The organism is Orbaceae bacterium lpD01, assembly GCA_036251705.1.
GTDB lineage: Bacteria > Pseudomonadota > Gammaproteobacteria > Enterobacterales > Orbaceae > Utexia > Utexia brackfieldae.
Genome location: CP133959.1, coordinates 2,225,920 through 2,241,834 on the forward strand (window position 1 = coordinate 2,225,920; position 15,915 = coordinate 2,241,834).

General features: G+C 38.5%; 16 protein-coding genes. 8 read left to right on the plus strand and 8 right to left on the minus strand.

The features are described 5' to 3' along the window. The first annotated feature begins 646 nt into the window (after window positions 1-646). A complete protein-coding gene (nfsB, locus tag RHO15_10105) occupies window positions 647-1,291 on the plus strand; it encodes an oxygen-insensitive NAD(P)H nitroreductase (protein WVD63800.1) in 645 nt (214 codons plus the stop codon). A 92-nt stretch (window positions 1,292-1,383) separates the two neighbouring features. Here the strand turns inward: nfsB and RHO15_10110 are convergent, their stop codons facing one another. Together RHO15_10110 and RHO15_10115 are read right to left on the minus strand one after the other, a co-directional pair. Further along, window positions 1,384-1,782: a DoxX family protein gene (locus RHO15_10110; protein WVD63801.1), complete on the minus strand. Its 399-nt coding sequence runs from the start codon at window positions 1,780-1,782 to the stop codon at window positions 1,384-1,386. Between the two features lie 16 nt (window positions 1,783-1,798). Beyond that, window positions 1,799-2,584 carry a class III extradiol ring-cleavage dioxygenase gene (locus tag RHO15_10115; protein WVD63802.1) on the minus strand — a complete coding sequence of 262 codons (786 nt, stop codon included), beginning with the start codon at window positions 2,582-2,584 and terminating at the stop codon, window positions 1,799-1,801. 230 nt (window positions 2,585-2,814) lie between these two features. On the opposite strand from RHO15_10115, the gene RHO15_10120 reads away from it, so the two are divergent. Both RHO15_10120 and endA read left to right on the plus strand, forming a co-directional pair. Further along, the gene (locus tag RHO15_10120) at window positions 2,815-3,705 is read left to right on the plus strand and encodes a LysR family transcriptional regulator (GenBank protein ID WVD63803.1); all 891 of its coding nucleotides are present in this window, start codon (window positions 2,815-2,817) and stop codon (window positions 3,703-3,705) included. 272 nt (window positions 3,706-3,977) lie between these two features. Then, on the plus strand, window positions 3,978-4,700 hold the full coding sequence (gene endA / locus RHO15_10125) for a deoxyribonuclease I (GenBank protein WVD63804.1): 723 nt from the start codon (window positions 3,978-3,980) through the stop codon (window positions 4,698-4,700). Between the two features lie 36 nt (window positions 4,701-4,736). Here the strand turns inward: endA and grxB are convergent, their stop codons facing one another. The 5 genes from grxB to RHO15_10150 form a co-directional block, all read right to left on the minus strand. After that, a complete protein-coding gene (grxB, locus tag RHO15_10130; GenBank protein ID WVD63805.1) occupies window positions 4,737-5,387 on the minus strand; it encodes a glutaredoxin 2 in 651 nt (216 codons plus the stop codon). A gap of 263 nt (window positions 5,388-5,650) precedes the next feature. Continuing rightward, window positions 5,651-6,061 (minus strand): Pr6Pr family membrane protein, encoded by a 411-nt coding sequence (locus tag RHO15_10135; protein WVD63806.1) that lies wholly within the window; start codon window positions 6,059-6,061, stop codon window positions 5,651-5,653. Between the two features lie 164 nt (window positions 6,062-6,225). Further along, entirely contained in the window at window positions 6,226-6,735 is a 510-nt protein-coding gene (gene tpx / locus RHO15_10140) for a thiol peroxidase (GenBank protein ID WVD63807.1), read from the minus strand. A 147-nt stretch (window positions 6,736-6,882) separates the two neighbouring features. After that, window positions 6,883-7,329 carry a hypothetical protein gene (locus tag RHO15_10145; GenBank protein WVD63808.1) on the minus strand — a complete coding sequence of 149 codons (447 nt, stop codon included), beginning with the start codon at window positions 7,327-7,329 and terminating at the stop codon, window positions 6,883-6,885. Between the two features lie 219 nt (window positions 7,330-7,548). Further along, a complete protein-coding gene (locus tag RHO15_10150; protein WVD63809.1) occupies window positions 7,549-8,217 on the minus strand; it encodes an inner membrane CreD family protein in 669 nt (222 codons plus the stop codon). A gap of 220 nt (window positions 8,218-8,437) precedes the next feature. Between RHO15_10150 and RHO15_10155 the strand changes: the two genes are divergently transcribed. Next, a complete protein-coding gene (locus RHO15_10155) occupies window positions 8,438-9,646 on the plus strand; it encodes a PLP-dependent aminotransferase family protein (protein WVD63810.1) in 1,209 nt (402 codons plus the stop codon). A 138-nt stretch (window positions 9,647-9,784) separates the two neighbouring features. On the opposite strand, the gene trmB is transcribed toward RHO15_10155, so the two are convergent. Continuing rightward, on the minus strand, window positions 9,785-10,510 hold the full coding sequence (gene trmB / locus RHO15_10160) for a tRNA (guanosine(46)-N7)-methyltransferase TrmB (protein ID WVD63811.1): 726 nt from the start codon (window positions 10,508-10,510) through the stop codon (window positions 9,785-9,787). 200 nt (window positions 10,511-10,710) lie between these two features. On the opposite strand from trmB, the gene RHO15_10165 reads away from it, so the two are divergent. From RHO15_10165 to RHO15_10180, 4 genes are all read left to right on the plus strand, one after another. Next, the gene (locus RHO15_10165) at window positions 10,711-11,898 is read left to right on the plus strand and encodes an NAD(P)/FAD-dependent oxidoreductase (protein WVD63812.1); all 1,188 of its coding nucleotides are present in this window, start codon (window positions 10,711-10,713) and stop codon (window positions 11,896-11,898) included. Between the two features lie 379 nt (window positions 11,899-12,277). Continuing rightward, window positions 12,278-13,252: an efflux RND transporter periplasmic adaptor subunit gene (locus tag RHO15_10170; protein ID WVD63813.1), complete on the plus strand. Its 975-nt coding sequence runs from the start codon at window positions 12,278-12,280 to the stop codon at window positions 13,250-13,252. Window positions 13,253-13,276: 24 nt separating this feature from the next. Next, the gene (locus RHO15_10175) at window positions 13,277-14,470 is read left to right on the plus strand and encodes an ABC transporter permease (protein WVD63814.1); all 1,194 of its coding nucleotides are present in this window, start codon (window positions 13,277-13,279) and stop codon (window positions 14,468-14,470) included. Next, window positions 14,470-15,654, plus strand: a complete 1,185-nt coding sequence (locus RHO15_10180) for an ABC transporter permease (protein WVD63815.1) — start codon at window positions 14,470-14,472, stop codon at window positions 15,652-15,654. The genes RHO15_10175 and RHO15_10180 overlap by 1 nt, the downstream gene beginning before the upstream one ends. Window positions 15,655-15,915: the final 261 nt, after the last annotated feature.

The following is a 15,915-nucleotide window of genomic DNA, read 5'->3' on the forward strand; positions in this document are numbered from 1 at the left end:
TCTGATAACAAGTTCAAAACTATTGAAGATATAAATGGATCAATCAAAAAAATTTAATCATTAAATTTTCCACCATCAATATCATCAACACTTATCAAAGTTTATGATGAAAAGTCAGAGAGTGAGGCATTACGATAACAGAGATATATATAATTCTTTCCATAGCCTCAAATAGCATCTCTCTTATTTATAAACTTAACTCCTGAAAATTAACCAACAAGCTAATTCAGGCAGCTATAACTATAATTTACCCATTAATTATGTGTCAAGATAATCCTGGCGGGTTACTTTCAGAGATCATGACAATAAGCAAACAAAATAATTAATTAAATTATTCTGTTTGCTATAATCCCAATGTAAAAATTGATTTATATCAAAAACTTAATTTAAAAAAAATTTACATAAAATTAGCGTAGTCTTTAACAGTAAAATAGCATGCATGTCATACTTTCAATTCAGCCAAAAAGTGGCAATCGAGCATAGATAAATTCATTTTCAACGATGAATTCCAGTATAAAAAATCGGGATAATTTGTCTTTTTTTCTATCATTAAAAGTGATGAAATCAGATATTATTTACCTGATAGATAAGGTAAAATCAGCAGAATAGATAAAGTTATACTAATTGATTATGCTAAGGAGATAATATGAATATTGTCGATATTTCTAAACGACGTTATACCGCTAAACATTATGATAAAACGAAAAAAATTGCTTCGGCAGATTTAAAACAGCTACTTGAGGTCTTACGGAACAGCCCATCATCAGTTAACTCACAGCCGTGGCATTTTGTTGTGGTCGATAATGAAAAAAGTGCAAATAAGATTTTACCCGCTATCAGCGATTTTAATCATGCACGTATTGTTGATTCATCCTATACAATTATTTTCTGTGTTAAAACATCATTAGATGAGCAACATTTACAGAATCTACTCGAGCAAGAAGATAAAGATGGTCGCTATGCCAATGCCAAACTAAAACAAGAACAAGATCAAGGTCGTCACTTCTTTGTTAATCTTAATAGTGCAACCTCAGAAAAACTGCTGGAGTGGGAATCAAAACAGCTCTACTTAGCACTCGGTAATGTCTTGTTTGCTGCGGCGGCAATCGGTATCGATTCAACGGCGATTGAAGGCTTTGATAATCAGAAAATGGATCAGATCTTAGATCTGCAAAAACAAGGTTTTAAAAGTGTCGTCGTGGCAAGTTTTGGCTACCATGCTGAAAATGATGGCAATGCACACAGACCAAAATCACGTCTGCCTCAAGAACAGCTCTTTACCTTTTTATAAAAAATCGCGACATCATTTTAAATGTCGCGAAAATAGCTATATTGCTGTGATCATCATGGCGACCTCAGTCGCCATGATTGATTCAATATAGATTATCGATTTCTTAAACCACAAACACTGAATTTACCAGCGCCAATAAAAAATAACGCTAAAGCAGTTAATGCCATAAATGCCGGGTATTCCCAGCCACCGCCAGGATTACCAAATGACCAGCCATTCGCTGAGTGAACCAGAGCGATGACAATCATTTGAATCACAGTTAATAAAGCAATAATTCGAGTAAAAAGACCAAAAATTAAAAATGCACCGCCAATAATTTCAAAGGCAATCGTGCCATAAGCAACGATAGCTGGTAAACCTAATAAGGCAAAATAAGCCGCTGTGCCAGCTGGCGTGAAAACAAACAGTTTCGTTAATCCATGTGCAACAAACATCACACCTAGCGCGATTCTTAATGCTAAAGCAGCGAAATCAATTTGATTATTTTTCATGTTACTTTCCTTAATATTATCCAAAAATATAGTTATCCATAGCCAGTGCTTGATAGGTAGTACCTGCACTGAGTGTTGTTATTGGTTCCCCTTTTTCACTTGCACCTAACGCAATCAATAGAGGCAAAAAATGTTCTTCCGTCGGATGGGCTTGTACAGCAAAAGGCGCTAATTGACGATAATTTTGCATCAAACTCAAATTATGTTTTTTTAACGCGTCTCTTACCCAACTAACAAAAGGTGCTATATAGCTCTTTTCGTGTCCGTTATTCTCTCCTACATCATACAAATTATGTGTCATACTCCCCGATGCAATCAATAAAATACCTTGGTCTCTCAACGGTTTTAATAATTCACCAAAAGTGAGCGCTTGTAGCTCAGTCATTGGCCAAGGCATCGAGATTTGAATAACGGGTATATTCGCCTCAGGGAACAGGTATTGTAGTGGTATCCAAGCACCATGATCAAGTCCTCGTTTAGGATCGAGATCAGCATCAATACCCTGTTTTAGCAAAATATCCTGCACTAATTTAGCTATATCGGATGCACCGCTTGCCGGATAAGATAATCGATAAAGCAGCTCAGGAAACCCACCAAAGTCATGGATTGTTTCAGGTGACTGAGCGGCCGTAATAAATGGTCGCTGTTTAGTTATCCAGTGTGCAGAAATAACCGCAATCGCTTTTATCGATTTTTTTAACAACTCATCACCTAATTGCGCTAATAGCGGACCTGAATCTCCAGGTTCAATCGCTAACATCGGAGAACCATGCGTCACAAAAACAACGGGTAATCTTTCCATATGTGACTCCTAAATATTAAATTGCCATGGGTCATAGTTAGCTTCATATCCAATTAAATAGAAGCTCAATAGGCTTTAATCATCTTTGATTGTCGGTTACTGACAAGCCATCATATGATCTCGTTGTTAAACATAACCGTAAATTATGATGACTTTATTGTATATTATGAAATATAACGACGTAAATATGCTAAAATAAGACGAATTGTCTCATTTTTAGGAACAATAATATGAATAAAGCCAATAAATTGCTAGAGATGATGGTATTTACCATGATCGTTGATGAAGGTAGCTTTGTCGCTGCCGCGAATAAACTCAAATTATCCAAGCAAGCTATCTCACGTTATTTGAATGATCTCGAAACGCGCTTACATGTGCGATTACTTCAACGAACCACCCGTAAAATTTCACTGACGCATGAAGGTCAAGATTTTTATCAGTTAGCTAAAAATATTATTTCGTCAGTGGAGGAGGCTGAGTCAATTGTCCATCTTACCCATGCCAATCCATCGGGATTATTAAGAGTGAATGTTCCACTCAGCTATGGTATTCATGTGCTAGCGCCACTCTGGCAAAAGTTTCGCGATAAGTATCCAAATATTGAATTGGATATTTCGTTATCAGATCGGACAGTCAATCTACTCGAAGAGGGCTACGATCTGGCTGTGCGTATTGGCAAACTGGACAACTCATCGCTCATCAGCCGTAAATTAAGTAGTACCCGGATTATGCTTTCAGCATCTCCACAATATTTGGAAAAATATGGTGCCCCCGAATTTCCGAATGATCTACAAAAACATCAAATTATTATGTATAGCCAATCAGCTAAACAGGATAAATGGCTCTTTGAACAAGATAAAAAAATCTATCCGGTCCATTTAAAAGCCAAAGTTTATTGTAATAATGGTGATACCTGTCGAATGATGCTGCTAGCGGATGGTGGGATCTCTTTGCAGCCAGACTTTATTATCGGTGAAGATATTGAACAGGGCCGTTTAGTTGAAGTATTGCCAGATTATAAAATAGGCCAAATTCCTATCCATGCGGTCTATCCCAGCCGAAAACTTCTGCCATTAAGGACAAAGTGCTTAATTGACTTTTTTATTGAGCAGCTATCTTAGTATCACCATCTTTTAAACAGTGCCGGCTATTTGATGTTTTAAATCGCCTGCACTACTTCTTTCGATGATGTAATGGTGATATCCAGACTAATGAGTACTCCAGAATTAACTCACCCTGAAAACACCACCACTTAGCCATCAGCTCAAACTATCAACACTTAACGCTCAAATAACCATCTTTATCATTATCTAATATGAAAAGAGGTAACATCTATCTAAAATTTACAATACAATTCACAAAAAATTATTCACGCTTACGATTATTATAAAATATGTCAAAAATTTATTGTTTACTCATTCTCGGATTCTCACTACTGACTCACAGCCTGTTCAGCCAAGCCGCAACCACCAAAATAAATAACTTTAGCCAAGCTAAGGTGGCAGCGATTAAGATCAATAAAGAGGCGTCGACTTTTTATTGTGGCTGTAAAATAGAGTGGCAAGGTAAAAAAGGCATCGTTGATTTAGACGCCTGTGGTTATAAAATTCGCCGTAATGAACTTAGAGCAAAACGCGTAGAGTGGGAGCATGTGGTACCGGCAGCGCATCTAGGTAAAAATAGACAATGCTGGCAGCAAGGTGGCCGAGCTAACTGTGCTAAAGATCCCTATTATGTAAAAATGGAAACAGATTTACATAATTTGCAACCGGCAATTGGTGAAATTAATGGCGATCGCAACAATTATCAATTTAGTCAGTGGCGTGGTGGTGGTGGTCAATATGGCGCCTGTGAAATGAAAGTCGATTTTAAAAATAAACAAGTAGAACCACCGGAATATACGCGTGGCGTGATAGCCCGTACTTACTTCTATATGCGCGATACCTATCATATTAATCTCTCTTCAGCACAAACTCAGCTCATGACAGTCTGGGATAAACTTTATCCGGTCAGCGAATGGGAATGTGAAAGAGATAGAAGAATTGCTGATGTACAGGGCAATCATAATCCCTATGTCAGTAAAGCTTGTCAGGTCATTCATCCAGTAACGCAATAATATCGGTACTCAGCACCGATATTATTGCGCAAAAGATTAAATCGCCCGATCAAGAAATAGAGGAATATGCGTTAATTTAGACATCTCCTGCATATATGCAGTGACTTTCGGAGGGAAAGATAGCCCTTTGACTATCGACAAGTTTCTTAATAAGGGAAACAGGCAGATATCATCGATCGAGAGCTCACCATTACATGCTTTAGGCGATTTTATCTCTTTTTCAATCTGCGCTAAAATCGGGGTAATATGTTTGAGTAGTACCGGCGTATCCTCGATACACTGTTGAAAATCTCCCTGTGTCTGTTGCTTTTTGTCACTAAAATAGTCGCGCGCAGAGGCTGTCGCAAACTCAGGTAAAGCAGTGCGAACAAAACGTGGCGAACAGAGTTTGCGAAATGCATCATTATCTAACTGATGGATAAGTGCCGTCATTTTAGTCAAAAGCGCACCGGTCAATACCGGTTGTCCATTATGATTATCAACGTATTTGACAATATCCAGACTTTCCGGCATAAATTGACCGTCGTCTTTGTGTAAAATAGGCACCATTTTTTTACCGACCATTGAAATCGGGGTCTTTTCATCATCATTCAATAAAAACTGCAAATCAATATCAATCTGTTTTAAACCAAAAATCATCCGCGCCCTTGTGCAGTAAGGGCAGTGATCATAAACATAGAGTCTCATGAAGGTCTCTCCTTTTCTTATTAATAATCATCAACTACACATCAAATCGACGCGTCAATCACCAACGTTCAATTCGCGCCAACAGCAAAGCAATAGCCATAAATACGGCCAGTAGTATCATCATATTCAGTAACATCTGCGGATACCCAATCCGCAAAGGATTGATGAATGGATAGGGGTAACGTTCAATCAGCTGTCCACGAACAACAATATAAATACCATAGCCCAATGGAGGCAATAAAGAATATAACAGGGTTTTTCTATCAATCCGAGGGTAAGGCCCCCCACACAAGCCAACTTAAAATACCGATAATGGGCACCACAAGATGGAGAAGTTCGTTCGTCATACACAGTTCAAAAGTTGGCGGATGATGAATAGACCGAAGCACTCCATTGTAAACAATCATCGTAATGATGATGCCAACTAAAGCATCCAACCGAATAATACGAAATAGCCGACTATCATAATGAGGCTTAAATAACAGTACTAAACTACTTATGGCCAACAGTAAATTAGCAAGGACCGTGAAGAAACTATAATAGAATATCACTCTTCCCCAGGCAGAAACAGGCTGCCACGGGCGAGTTTGTGCCGACCAATAAAGGACGGTTTTATAACTGAGCGCATAAAAAACGGCCAACACAATCAACAACTGACACAATCGATTCATCATGAAGAGATAGAAACTAAGCGCTGAAAAATGTCATAAGTACCTATCATCATTTATTTTATCCACTTGCTTAATTATTTCGTTAACCATCAAGACTCACGACTCTTTTCCATAGCGGACAAGCAACAGATATTGGCTACGGAAAGAGACCGTTTATCATTTATTCGCTATAGCGCCTTAACCGCATTGAGAACACGAGTATAATCAGGCTCATGGCTGACTTCATCGACATATTCAAGATAGACTATCTTACCTTGCTGATTGATAACAAATACTGCACGGCTCAATAATCTTAAGGCTTCAATCACCAGACCATATTTTAAACCAAAATCAAGATCTTTATGATCGGAGGTGACTTTAATCGCATCTATCCCATCGGCAGCACAATAACGAGAGAGAGCAAAAGGTAAGTCGGCACTTACCGATAAAATCGCCACATTGGTAAACTTAGCTGCTTCACTATTAAAGCGGTGCAGCTGTGCACTACAGACTGAGGTATCTACCGAGGGTACTGCATTAATAATAACAATTTTACCTGAAAAATCGGATAATTTAACCGCCGAGAAATCCAGATCTTGTACTGTAAAATCAGGGGCTTTATCGCCGACTTTAAGCTTTTTACCTAACAACGTAATCGGGTTACCCTTCATTGTTACTTCACCGGTTCTTTTTTCCATAAATGTCTCCTGAATGAATAAAATTTAACTTAAACATTATTTATCATAATGAAAGAGATAACTATCTCAGCATAAAACGGTAGCCCATATTTACCTATTTCTATTTAACAATATCAGCGATAGCTAGAATACGTTTTTAATTAACATTCACTGTTTAATCAAGGCATAAGGTTGCTTATTTTCATCGAGTATCCATTGATTATTCTCATCGACCGCCAATAAACGATTCTCTGCCACAAAAAGCGGTAACCAAACATGGCCATCTTTATCTTGTAGATAAATAACATTGCCCTGATCATGCCAGGAATAATGACCTGACCTCTCAGCATCCCCGATTTGGAGTGTATAAGTCTCTTCATCAAGCGTTAATTTGAGTGTTAACTGCTGACCATCAACCGGTAAAGTGCCTACATAGGTTCCCATATAGTCTAATGCGATTTGCGCACTATGATCACTATTAGATAGTTCGCTGCCCACCGCTGTTTTTGATGCATCGGATGTGATTGCTTGATTTGATTGATTTGATTGATTTGATTGATGATCACAGCCGAATAATACGAATGAGATCAGAAAAATAGATAAATATTTAGACATTATTTCTACCTTAATTGTTAATTACTATAAGTCTACTGATTATTGTTCTCATCTTTGCTGAGTCGATATCCAGCGTTCAATACGAGGCGTTGACAACCAGCTGAGTGCTAAAATATCAGTAGCAAAATTCTGTAGTACAAGTTGAACAATATAAGTTGAGTCCAATAGTTAATAGTCAGTATTGACTAAATTAATCAACCACTGACTCGATAGGCTATTTTAGCCTATTTTATCTACTGCTGTGAGTATCACTTTTTTCGGCTTACTTTTTTGAGAAAGGACTAAGCAGACCACAATTAACAATAAAAAGACCAAACCTGAGATAACAAATGTGATATACACGTGCTGAACAAGCATAAAATAGTAAGCAAACGAATATAAAACTAATAGACTTAAGGTATAGATTAAACCCAGTGACAATGTATTTAATGAGTGAAATAGATAGAGTAGAAAAATAAGTAAAGCGATCGTGACGCAGGAAAAATAGGCGACCTTAAAACTTAACGATAATGTTGATAGCGATAATAACAACAGATAGAAGACAACCAGCCCAGCGCCAATCAATAGATATTTAGAAAAAACCAGATTATAGCCCTTGATAAGATCTAGCAGCAGTAAAAAGCCTAAACTCAAGCCAATAAACACACTCGCATTGTCAATCATCGTGAAACTAGACTGGTAGTAAGCCAATTTTTCAGCCGGACGCGTATCAATAATTGTGCGGCTTTGGGCTGTTTTATGCTCTGGACTAAAAAGTGTAATGGTTAATGAATCATGAATGAGGTTATTTTGCGTATAGTTTTTAATAAAACTAATCGGTAACTGCAAGAGTAACAGCATCAATAAAACCATTATCAATTTTGCTAATAGGATGACTTTATTTTCCATTATTTCCCCAAACGCTTATATTATCTTAAGAATCAGCGTGATTTATAACTTAATTTTTACTTCATATAATGACAAATTTAATGCCGCGTATTATATTTAACATCTTATATATGATTAATGAGCTTATCCATTATATTCGATTTAAATAAAATTTCATTTTATTCCTTAGTAATATAGCGGTTTCTGGCTTTTTTATAAAAAAACAAAAAGGAATATTTTTATGGTGTGGAAATTTTCTGATAGAGCACTGGCATTAAAAAGCTCTACCATTCGAGAAATTTTAAAGATAATTGAGCAACCTGATATGATCTCATTTGCTGGCGGCTTACCCTCTTCAAACACCTTTCCAGTTGAAGAGATAAAACAAGCCACAGATCTTATCATGAGTAGCGATGAAGCGTTTAGTGCATTACAATATGGCCCAACAGAAGGGATCGCCCCACTACGAAAATGGTTAGCCGAATATCTTTCAAGCCGCGATAACACCACTATTACGCCGAATCAAATTATGATTGTGACCGGTTCACAGCAGGCGCTCGATTTAATCGGTAAAGCCTTAATCAATAAGGGGAGCAAGGTTTTAGTTGAGACCCCAACTTACTTAGGTGGTTTACAATCTTTTACGCAATATGAGCCAGAATATATCTCTGTTGATAGTGATGAAAAAGGCTTATTGGTTGAATCGTTAACCGATGAGATAGCGAGTCAAGCTAGCTTCATGTATGTGATTCCAAACTTTCAAAATCCAACTGGCCGCCGTTTACCGCTTGAAAGACGCCAACAGTTGGCCGAAAAAGCCAAACGCACCAATCTGATCTTAGTCGAAGATGACCCTTATGGTGAACTTGATTATCAAGGACATCGCCTGGCCGGTTTATATACCATGGCGCCAGATAATACGATCTATCTAGGCTCTTTCTCAAAAATTTTAGCACCAGGTTTACGTCTTGGTTATATTGTGGCAAATGAGGTTTTCATTGATAAACTGGTTCAATTAAAACAGTCTGCCGATCTGCATACGCCAAGCCTTACACAACGTATTGCTTATCACGTCATTAAAGATGGTTTTTTAGATAGACATATTCCTAAAATCAGGGAGCTGTATAAATCTCGTTGTCAGTTTATGTTAAGCTGCTTAGCACGTTATATGCCGGAAAATGTTGTGTGGAGCCAGCCTGAGGGCGGTATGTTTATCTGGTTAGATCTGCCTACGCATATTAATGCGACAGAATTACTTTCAGAAGCTATTCAGCATAAAGTCGCTTTTGTACCAGGCGAAACCTTCTTTGCCAACGCGCCAAAAATGAACTGTTTGCGTTTAGCGTTTGTCACCGTACCGGAAGAAAAGATCGAAGCAGGGATTCAGATTCTTGCTCAACTTTTCAAAAAACATGCTAATACATTAGAAGAGAGTCCGGTCATTATCTAAAGGATGATTGCTTTCAACGAATAAAAAACCAGCATATTGCTGGTTTTTTTATCTGCCATCAAGACTAGTTGGCTATCACCTTGGTTAAATCGAAAAATACGCATTGTCAATTGATACGTTTATGCATTATCTCTTGAATTAGGCGATACGTTTAAACATTAGATCCCATACGCCATGTCCTAAACGTTGTCCGCGCTGTTCAAACTTAGTCACAGGACGTGAATCAGGTCTGGGTACATAGTCATTGGTTACCGAGATATTTTGATAAGCTGGCAATGAGCTCATGACCGCCAACATATGCTCAGCATAATTCTCCCAATCAGTTGCCATATGAAAAATGCCGCCAATCGTCAATTTTTGACGTAATAATTCAACAAAAGGTATCTGTACAATACGACGTTTATGATGGCGGGCTTTATGCCATGGATCGGGAAAAAACAGTTGTACCATATCTAATGACTGATCAGGTATCATATTTTCTAATACCTCCACCGCATCATGGCACATTACACGAAGATTGCTTAAACCAGCCTCTTGTGCAGCCATCAGGCAAGCGCCGACACCAGGCTGATGAACTTCAATGCCAAGATAATCTCTATCAGGATTCTGTTTTGCCATCTCAACCAGAGAAGCCCCCATACCAAAGCCAATCTCTAACGTCACAGCAGATTGTCGACCAAATACGGTTTGAAAATCTAACATTGATTGTGTTTGATATTCAATTCCGAGCTGTGGCCAAACAGTTGCAATGGCCTGCGCTTGACCTTTGGTTAAACGCCCTTGTCGACGAACAAAGCTTCTAATCCGACGAATCAGTTTACCTTCATCATCGTATTGCGCGGAAACAACATTATTTTCTAACATATAGTGGGCTATCACTCTGAAATAAAAGGCGTAGTTTAACGTAAGTTACGCTTTCAAACCAGTTTTCTAAAATGCAAATCTGGATAATTTTAGATTCAATACAGATTGAACGTTGATATCAGCATTAAAAAAACACCTTAAAAAATAAATTTATTATATAATCACTGCCCGACTACTTTTATCTTTTAAATGAAATTGTTATGAATGAAATTACTATTATTGGCGCAGGCGCAGCGGGTCTTTTTTGTGCGGGAATACTTGGTCAGCAGGGCCGAAATGTGACCGTGATTGACAACGGTAAACGCGTTGGTCGAAAAATATTGATGTCTGGTGGCGGAAAATGTAATTTCACGAATATGACCGTGTCGGCAGAAAACTACATCTCAGCCAATCCGCACTTTTGTAAATCAGCGCTCAGCCGCTATACACAGTGGGATTTTTTAGATTTGGTCTCTCAATACAATATTGCTTGGCACGAAAGAGATCACGGTCAGCTATTTTGTGATCACAGTGCACAAGATATTGTCAATATGCTGGTGCAAGAGTGCCAAAAAGGCCAGATAAAATTTCAACTACAGACTCAATTTGAATCACTGCAGGCAACTGATACGGGTTTTCAAATCACTACCGATAAAGGGACTATCTTTAGCCAAAAAGTGATTGTTGCAACCGGCGGCCTGTCCATGCCGGCATTAGGCATGACTCCACTCGCCTATCAAGTTGCCCAATCACTCAATATCGCGGTTGAGCCGGTACGCGCAGGACTGGTTCCATTTACGTTACAGAAGCCACTCTTAGATAAGCTGATACCACTTTCAGGTACCGCGATTTCAGTTCTGGTAACCAGTGAGCAAGGCAACAGTTTTAAAGAAAATCTACTGTTTACCCATCGTGGACTATCAGGGCCGGTTATTTTACAAATATCTAATTATTGGCAACCGGGTGAAGCCATTACGATAAATTTGCTGCCAGATACCGATTTAAACGCTTTTTTGATCAATCAACATTCATCCCACCCTAACCAAAGTTTGAAAAATACGCTCGCTCGTTTACTCCCTAAGCGTCTTGTTGAAGTGCTTATTGAACATGAACAATTTCCTGATTTACCGTTAAAACAACTCACAGCCGCCCAGAAAAATCATATTGTCGCCAAATTAACACAATGGCAAATACAGCCGAACGGTACAGAAGGTTACCGCACAGCAGAAGTCACATTGGGTGGAATCAGTACCGATTGTTTATCGTCCAAAACCATGGCGAGCAAAGATTATCCCAATCTCTATTTTATCGGTGAAGTGGTTGATGTGGCTGGTTGGTTGGGCGGTTACAATTTTCAATGGGCCTGGAGCAGTGCATTTGCCTGTGCAAATGGAATCATTACCTCATAACCGAAACTTCTTTTTTCATTATAGTCGTTTAAAGCGCATGATCATCAATAAATCTGCGCCATTTTAACCCACATTGTTAAGCTGATCTCAAATCGAAAAAACATCGCCTCTTTTTTATCAATTTTAATCATACACGATCATCTCAATATCCGTATTGACCTTAAAATTCTGTTTAGTCTTTCGCATCATTTTTTAATATTAGTCTGATTCTTGAATAGAATCAGTAAATTAAATATTAAGATTAAATATAAATCATCAGGTAAAGTTAGCGTTTGCTTTAGGTTAATTAAATGTTAATAACACTTTCTGTGATTGATAAAGTGACTTAAATACTATATTTATTAGCAAAATTATTGATTTATTTAACTGAGATATAAATATGAATAGCAAAAAACTGCTGCCGATTTTACTAATCCTTATTCTGGCGCTTATCGCCTGGATGACCTATTATGCAACTTCAGCCAGAGCCATCGTTCTACAAGGTGAGGTCGAAGCTAATCGCGTAGATATCTCCGCGCGCATTCAAGGTCGAGCCGCTCAAATTAACTATAATGTCGGGCAAGATGTCAAAAAGGGCGATGTTCTTTTAGAATTAAGCAGCCCAGCACTACTAGCACAACGAGATTACGTTAAATCACAATTAGAAGTGGCTATCGCGAATCGCAATATCACCTATAGTACTCGTCAAGAAAATATTGATGCTCAAAAAGCCGCATTAGAGAAATCGCAAGCTGATTTAACCTTAGCGCAGCAGAGCTATAACCGTTTAGAAAAGCTCGCCGCAAAAAATCTAATTTCAAATCAACAGTTTGACGAAGCAAAAAATCAACTTCAAGTGGCAACCAAAGCAACACAAGCAGCAAAAGCCAATTATGATTTAGCCGTAAATGGTAATAGTGATGAGGTTAAAGCTCTTGCCGATGCCCAAGTGAAACAAGCCGAAACCGCTTTAGCACAAATTAATATTGATATTCAGGAATTAATCGTCCGCTCTCCGATTGATGGTCAAATTACTGCGCGCATTGCCGAGCTGGGACAGTTATATAATCCAGGTACACCACTCTTTTCACTGATTAATCTCGATGATGTTTGGTTAACCTTTAACGTCCGTGAAGATCTCCTCAACAATACTAAGCTCGGTGATCAATACCAAATTATGATTCCCGCCTTAAACCGAAAGATCACGGTAAAAATTACGGCGATTAATGCTTTAGGCCAATACGCTAACTGGCGCGCAACTAAAGCCACGGGCGATTTTGACCTAAAAACATTCGAAGTCAGAGCTCAGCCAGTTGAAAAAATTGCGGGTTTAAGACCCGGCATGAGTGCCACTATCAGTTTGAAAGCCAATTAATTATATTTTAAACAAGGATATCGAGTGAAGAATAGTATAAATAGTGTCACCTCAGAGAGAAAAAACACATTTTTTCTGATGTGGCAAAGAGAACTCAGCATAATTAGGAAAATGCCCTCATTATTTGCGTTAGTGTTTGTTTATCCTATTGTAATGATGTTAATTGTATTTGCTATCTTCAATAAGGCAAATATCACCCAATTACCGATTGCCTTTGTGGATCAAGATCAGTCAGCTATCTCGCGTCAGTTAATACAAAAAATCTCTGCGGTATCGGAAATTGCAGTAACTGTAAAATATAGTGATCTGGCGGAAGCAAAAACTGCGCTGAAATCTACCAAAGTCTATGCAGTGGTGTTAATCCCTCCCTATTTCGAAGAGAAAATGCTGGCAAACCAGCAGCCTGAAATCACGACCTTTTATAATAACCAGTTCATGACAATCGGCAGTACCTTAAATCGTGCAATCTATACCGGTTTATCTGCTTTTATCGGCAGTATACAACTCGAAAAAGTGATGAATAACAGTGTGCCGCTACCGCTGGCCACGGCGCAGCTAAAACCAGTAGAAGTCGAACTGCACCCACTGTTTAATCCGACACTAAGCTTCATCGATACGCTGGTGAATGGCCTCTATCCTACCATTATGCAAATTATTATCATGTTTGCGATTGCTGCCAGCACACAAAAAGAGAAATCAATGCAGCTGAGCCAAGGTGTTTCGGCGTTTGCCATTAATCATCCTTTTCGGTTCCTGATAAATAAATATTTTATTTATTTTATTTGGTTTTTTATCAGTCTACTTATTTTTGATCTGATCATGACCAGCTATTTTCAAGTACCGATTGCCGGTAACGTTTTCTTGTTACTATTAGGTGATGTGCTCTTTATTCTTGCTGCCATGTGTATCAGCCTGGCTTTCTCGCTGCTGATAAAAGATAAGTTAACTAATTACAGCGTTATCGGGATTATCTGTTCACCGGCATTTGGTTATACCGGACTGATTTTTCCACGTATAGCGATGAATACTTTTGCCTATATGTGGGGCGGTCTATTACCGATCACCTGGTATGTTCAAATTCGTTTAGATCAAACGCTGCGAGGTTTGCCTTCAATTGAAACATTAAAACCGATTGGCTTCCTGTTGTTGCTCATTATTATTCCACTTTGTTTAATCAGATTGAAGATTAAAAAATCTCACTCGCAAGGAGTCGCATAATGGCAAAAGCGATTTGGTCGATGATACTGACCGAACTAAAAAATATTTTCACCTCCAGGGCGATTATCGGCGTGCTATTATTGGGACCGCTGATCTATTTTGTGCTTTATCCTCAGCCATACCTACGCGAAGTATTAACTGAGATTCCAGTGGCGGTTGTTGACCAAGATAATTCAACCTTAAGCCGACAGCTTATTCGAAATATCAATGCGACAGAAGCCGTAAAAGTCGGCGCTTTTGCCTCATCGATGCAAGATGCCAAACAGCTATTAGCCCAGCATAAAGTGTATGGTATTGTATTAATCCCTTTCCGATTTGAACAACAAGTCATTGCGGGAAAATCCTCACCTATTTCGCTCTATGGTGATGCGAGCTATATTCTGATTTATAACAATGTTGCGACAGCAATTAATAGCGTCGCCTTAACCACTAGCAGTCAAATTTCGGTAAAACGACAGATCGCCCAAGGTATTGATCCGGCAATCGCCAAAGGTAATAGTCTACCTTTTATACCCAATATGATTGCCCTATTTAATCCACAATCAGGTTATGCGACCTATGCTATTCCACCAGTCTTTATTCTGATCTTACATCAGTTATTACTGATCGGTATTTTACTTGGTAGTTTTCTCTTCCGCGACCAAACCTTAAAGCAGGTCACAACGCTCACGCCCACCTTACCTATAGCACTGCGTCCGATGATACTGATTATCAGTAAATTATGTACTTATTTGATGATCTATACAGTTATTTTTTGGCTTTATATGTTAATGATCAACCTCTGTTATCACATTCCCAATCTGGCTGATTTGGTGGATCAATTTGTGTTTGGCTTTATCTTTTTAATCCCAACCATTACCTTCGCGCTAGCCCTGAGTGTCTGGATTACTCGGGTTGATGATGTCTTATTACTGCTGGTTCCCGTCAGTATGATTGTCTTTTTCTTAAGTGGCATCTCCTGGCCGATTGAATTAATACCGAGCCCTTTAGTGGCTTTTGGTCATTTAATTCCAGCTATACCCGCTATGATTGCCTCAACAGAAATGACACAAATGGGCACGCCCTTCTATCTTTTGGCGCCTAAATTGATCAATTTGGGTCTGCTCGCACTTCTCTACTTCCTGATGGGTTACTATAGCTACTACCGCAAACTAAAACAGGTTTCGTCATCATTAAACCATTAAACAGATAATTTTTTGATACGGGTCTAGCCAGGCCCGTATCAAGAAAAAACCCAGTCACACCAGTATAACCCTACACGCCCAATGTCCTAATGTTAGGGCATGCTATGCTATGCCACACTACATCACAGCATAGATAATAAGTCATATTGATTTCATTAAGAGAACTATTCAAAAAAATTAATTATTAGCTATTTGTGTCGAAAATATGTCATAATTTTTTCGATACTTTATATTCAGCAGACATAAAGTCCACTTCGTAGA

What these genes read in the sequence shown, in the direction of transcription:
- nfsB (WVD63800.1), top strand. Translation starts at nt 647, where the DNA reads ATGAATATTGTCGATATTTCTAAACGACGTTATACCGCTAAACATTAT.
- RHO15_10110 (WVD63801.1), bottom strand. Translation starts at nt 1,782, where the DNA reads ATGAAAAATAATCAAATTGATTTCGCTGCTTTAGCATTAAGAATCGCG.
- RHO15_10115 (WVD63802.1), bottom strand. Translation starts at nt 2,584, where the DNA reads ATGGAAAGATTACCCGTTGTTTTTGTGACGCATGGTTCTCCGATGTTA.
- RHO15_10120 (WVD63803.1), top strand. Translation starts at nt 2,815, where the DNA reads ATGAATAAAGCCAATAAATTGCTAGAGATGATGGTATTTACCATGATC.
- endA (WVD63804.1), top strand. Translation starts at nt 3,978, where the DNA reads ATGTCAAAAATTTATTGTTTACTCATTCTCGGATTCTCACTACTGACT.
- grxB (WVD63805.1), bottom strand. Translation starts at nt 5,387, where the DNA reads ATGAGACTCTATGTTTATGATCACTGCCCTTACTGCACAAGGGCGCGG.
- RHO15_10135 (WVD63806.1), bottom strand. Translation starts at nt 6,061, where the DNA reads ATGATGAATCGATTGTGTCAGTTGTTGATTGTGTTGGCCGTTTTTTAT.
- tpx (WVD63807.1), bottom strand. Translation starts at nt 6,735, where the DNA reads ATGGAAAAAAGAACCGGTGAAGTAACAATGAAGGGTAACCCGATTACG.
- RHO15_10145 (WVD63808.1), bottom strand. Translation starts at nt 7,329, where the DNA reads ATGTCTAAATATTTATCTATTTTTCTGATCTCATTCGTATTATTCGGC.
- RHO15_10150 (WVD63809.1), bottom strand. Translation starts at nt 8,217, where the DNA reads ATGGAAAATAAAGTCATCCTATTAGCAAAATTGATAATGGTTTTATTG.
- RHO15_10155 (WVD63810.1), top strand. Translation starts at nt 8,438, where the DNA reads ATGGTGTGGAAATTTTCTGATAGAGCACTGGCATTAAAAAGCTCTACC.
- trmB (WVD63811.1), bottom strand. Translation starts at nt 10,510, where the DNA reads ATGTTAGAAAATAATGTTGTTTCCGCGCAATACGATGATGAAGGTAAA.
- RHO15_10165 (WVD63812.1), top strand. Translation starts at nt 10,711, where the DNA reads ATGAATGAAATTACTATTATTGGCGCAGGCGCAGCGGGTCTTTTTTGT.
- RHO15_10170 (WVD63813.1), top strand. Translation starts at nt 12,278, where the DNA reads ATGAATAGCAAAAAACTGCTGCCGATTTTACTAATCCTTATTCTGGCG.
- RHO15_10180 (WVD63815.1), top strand. Translation starts at nt 14,470, where the DNA reads ATGGCAAAAGCGATTTGGTCGATGATACTGACCGAACTAAAAAATATT.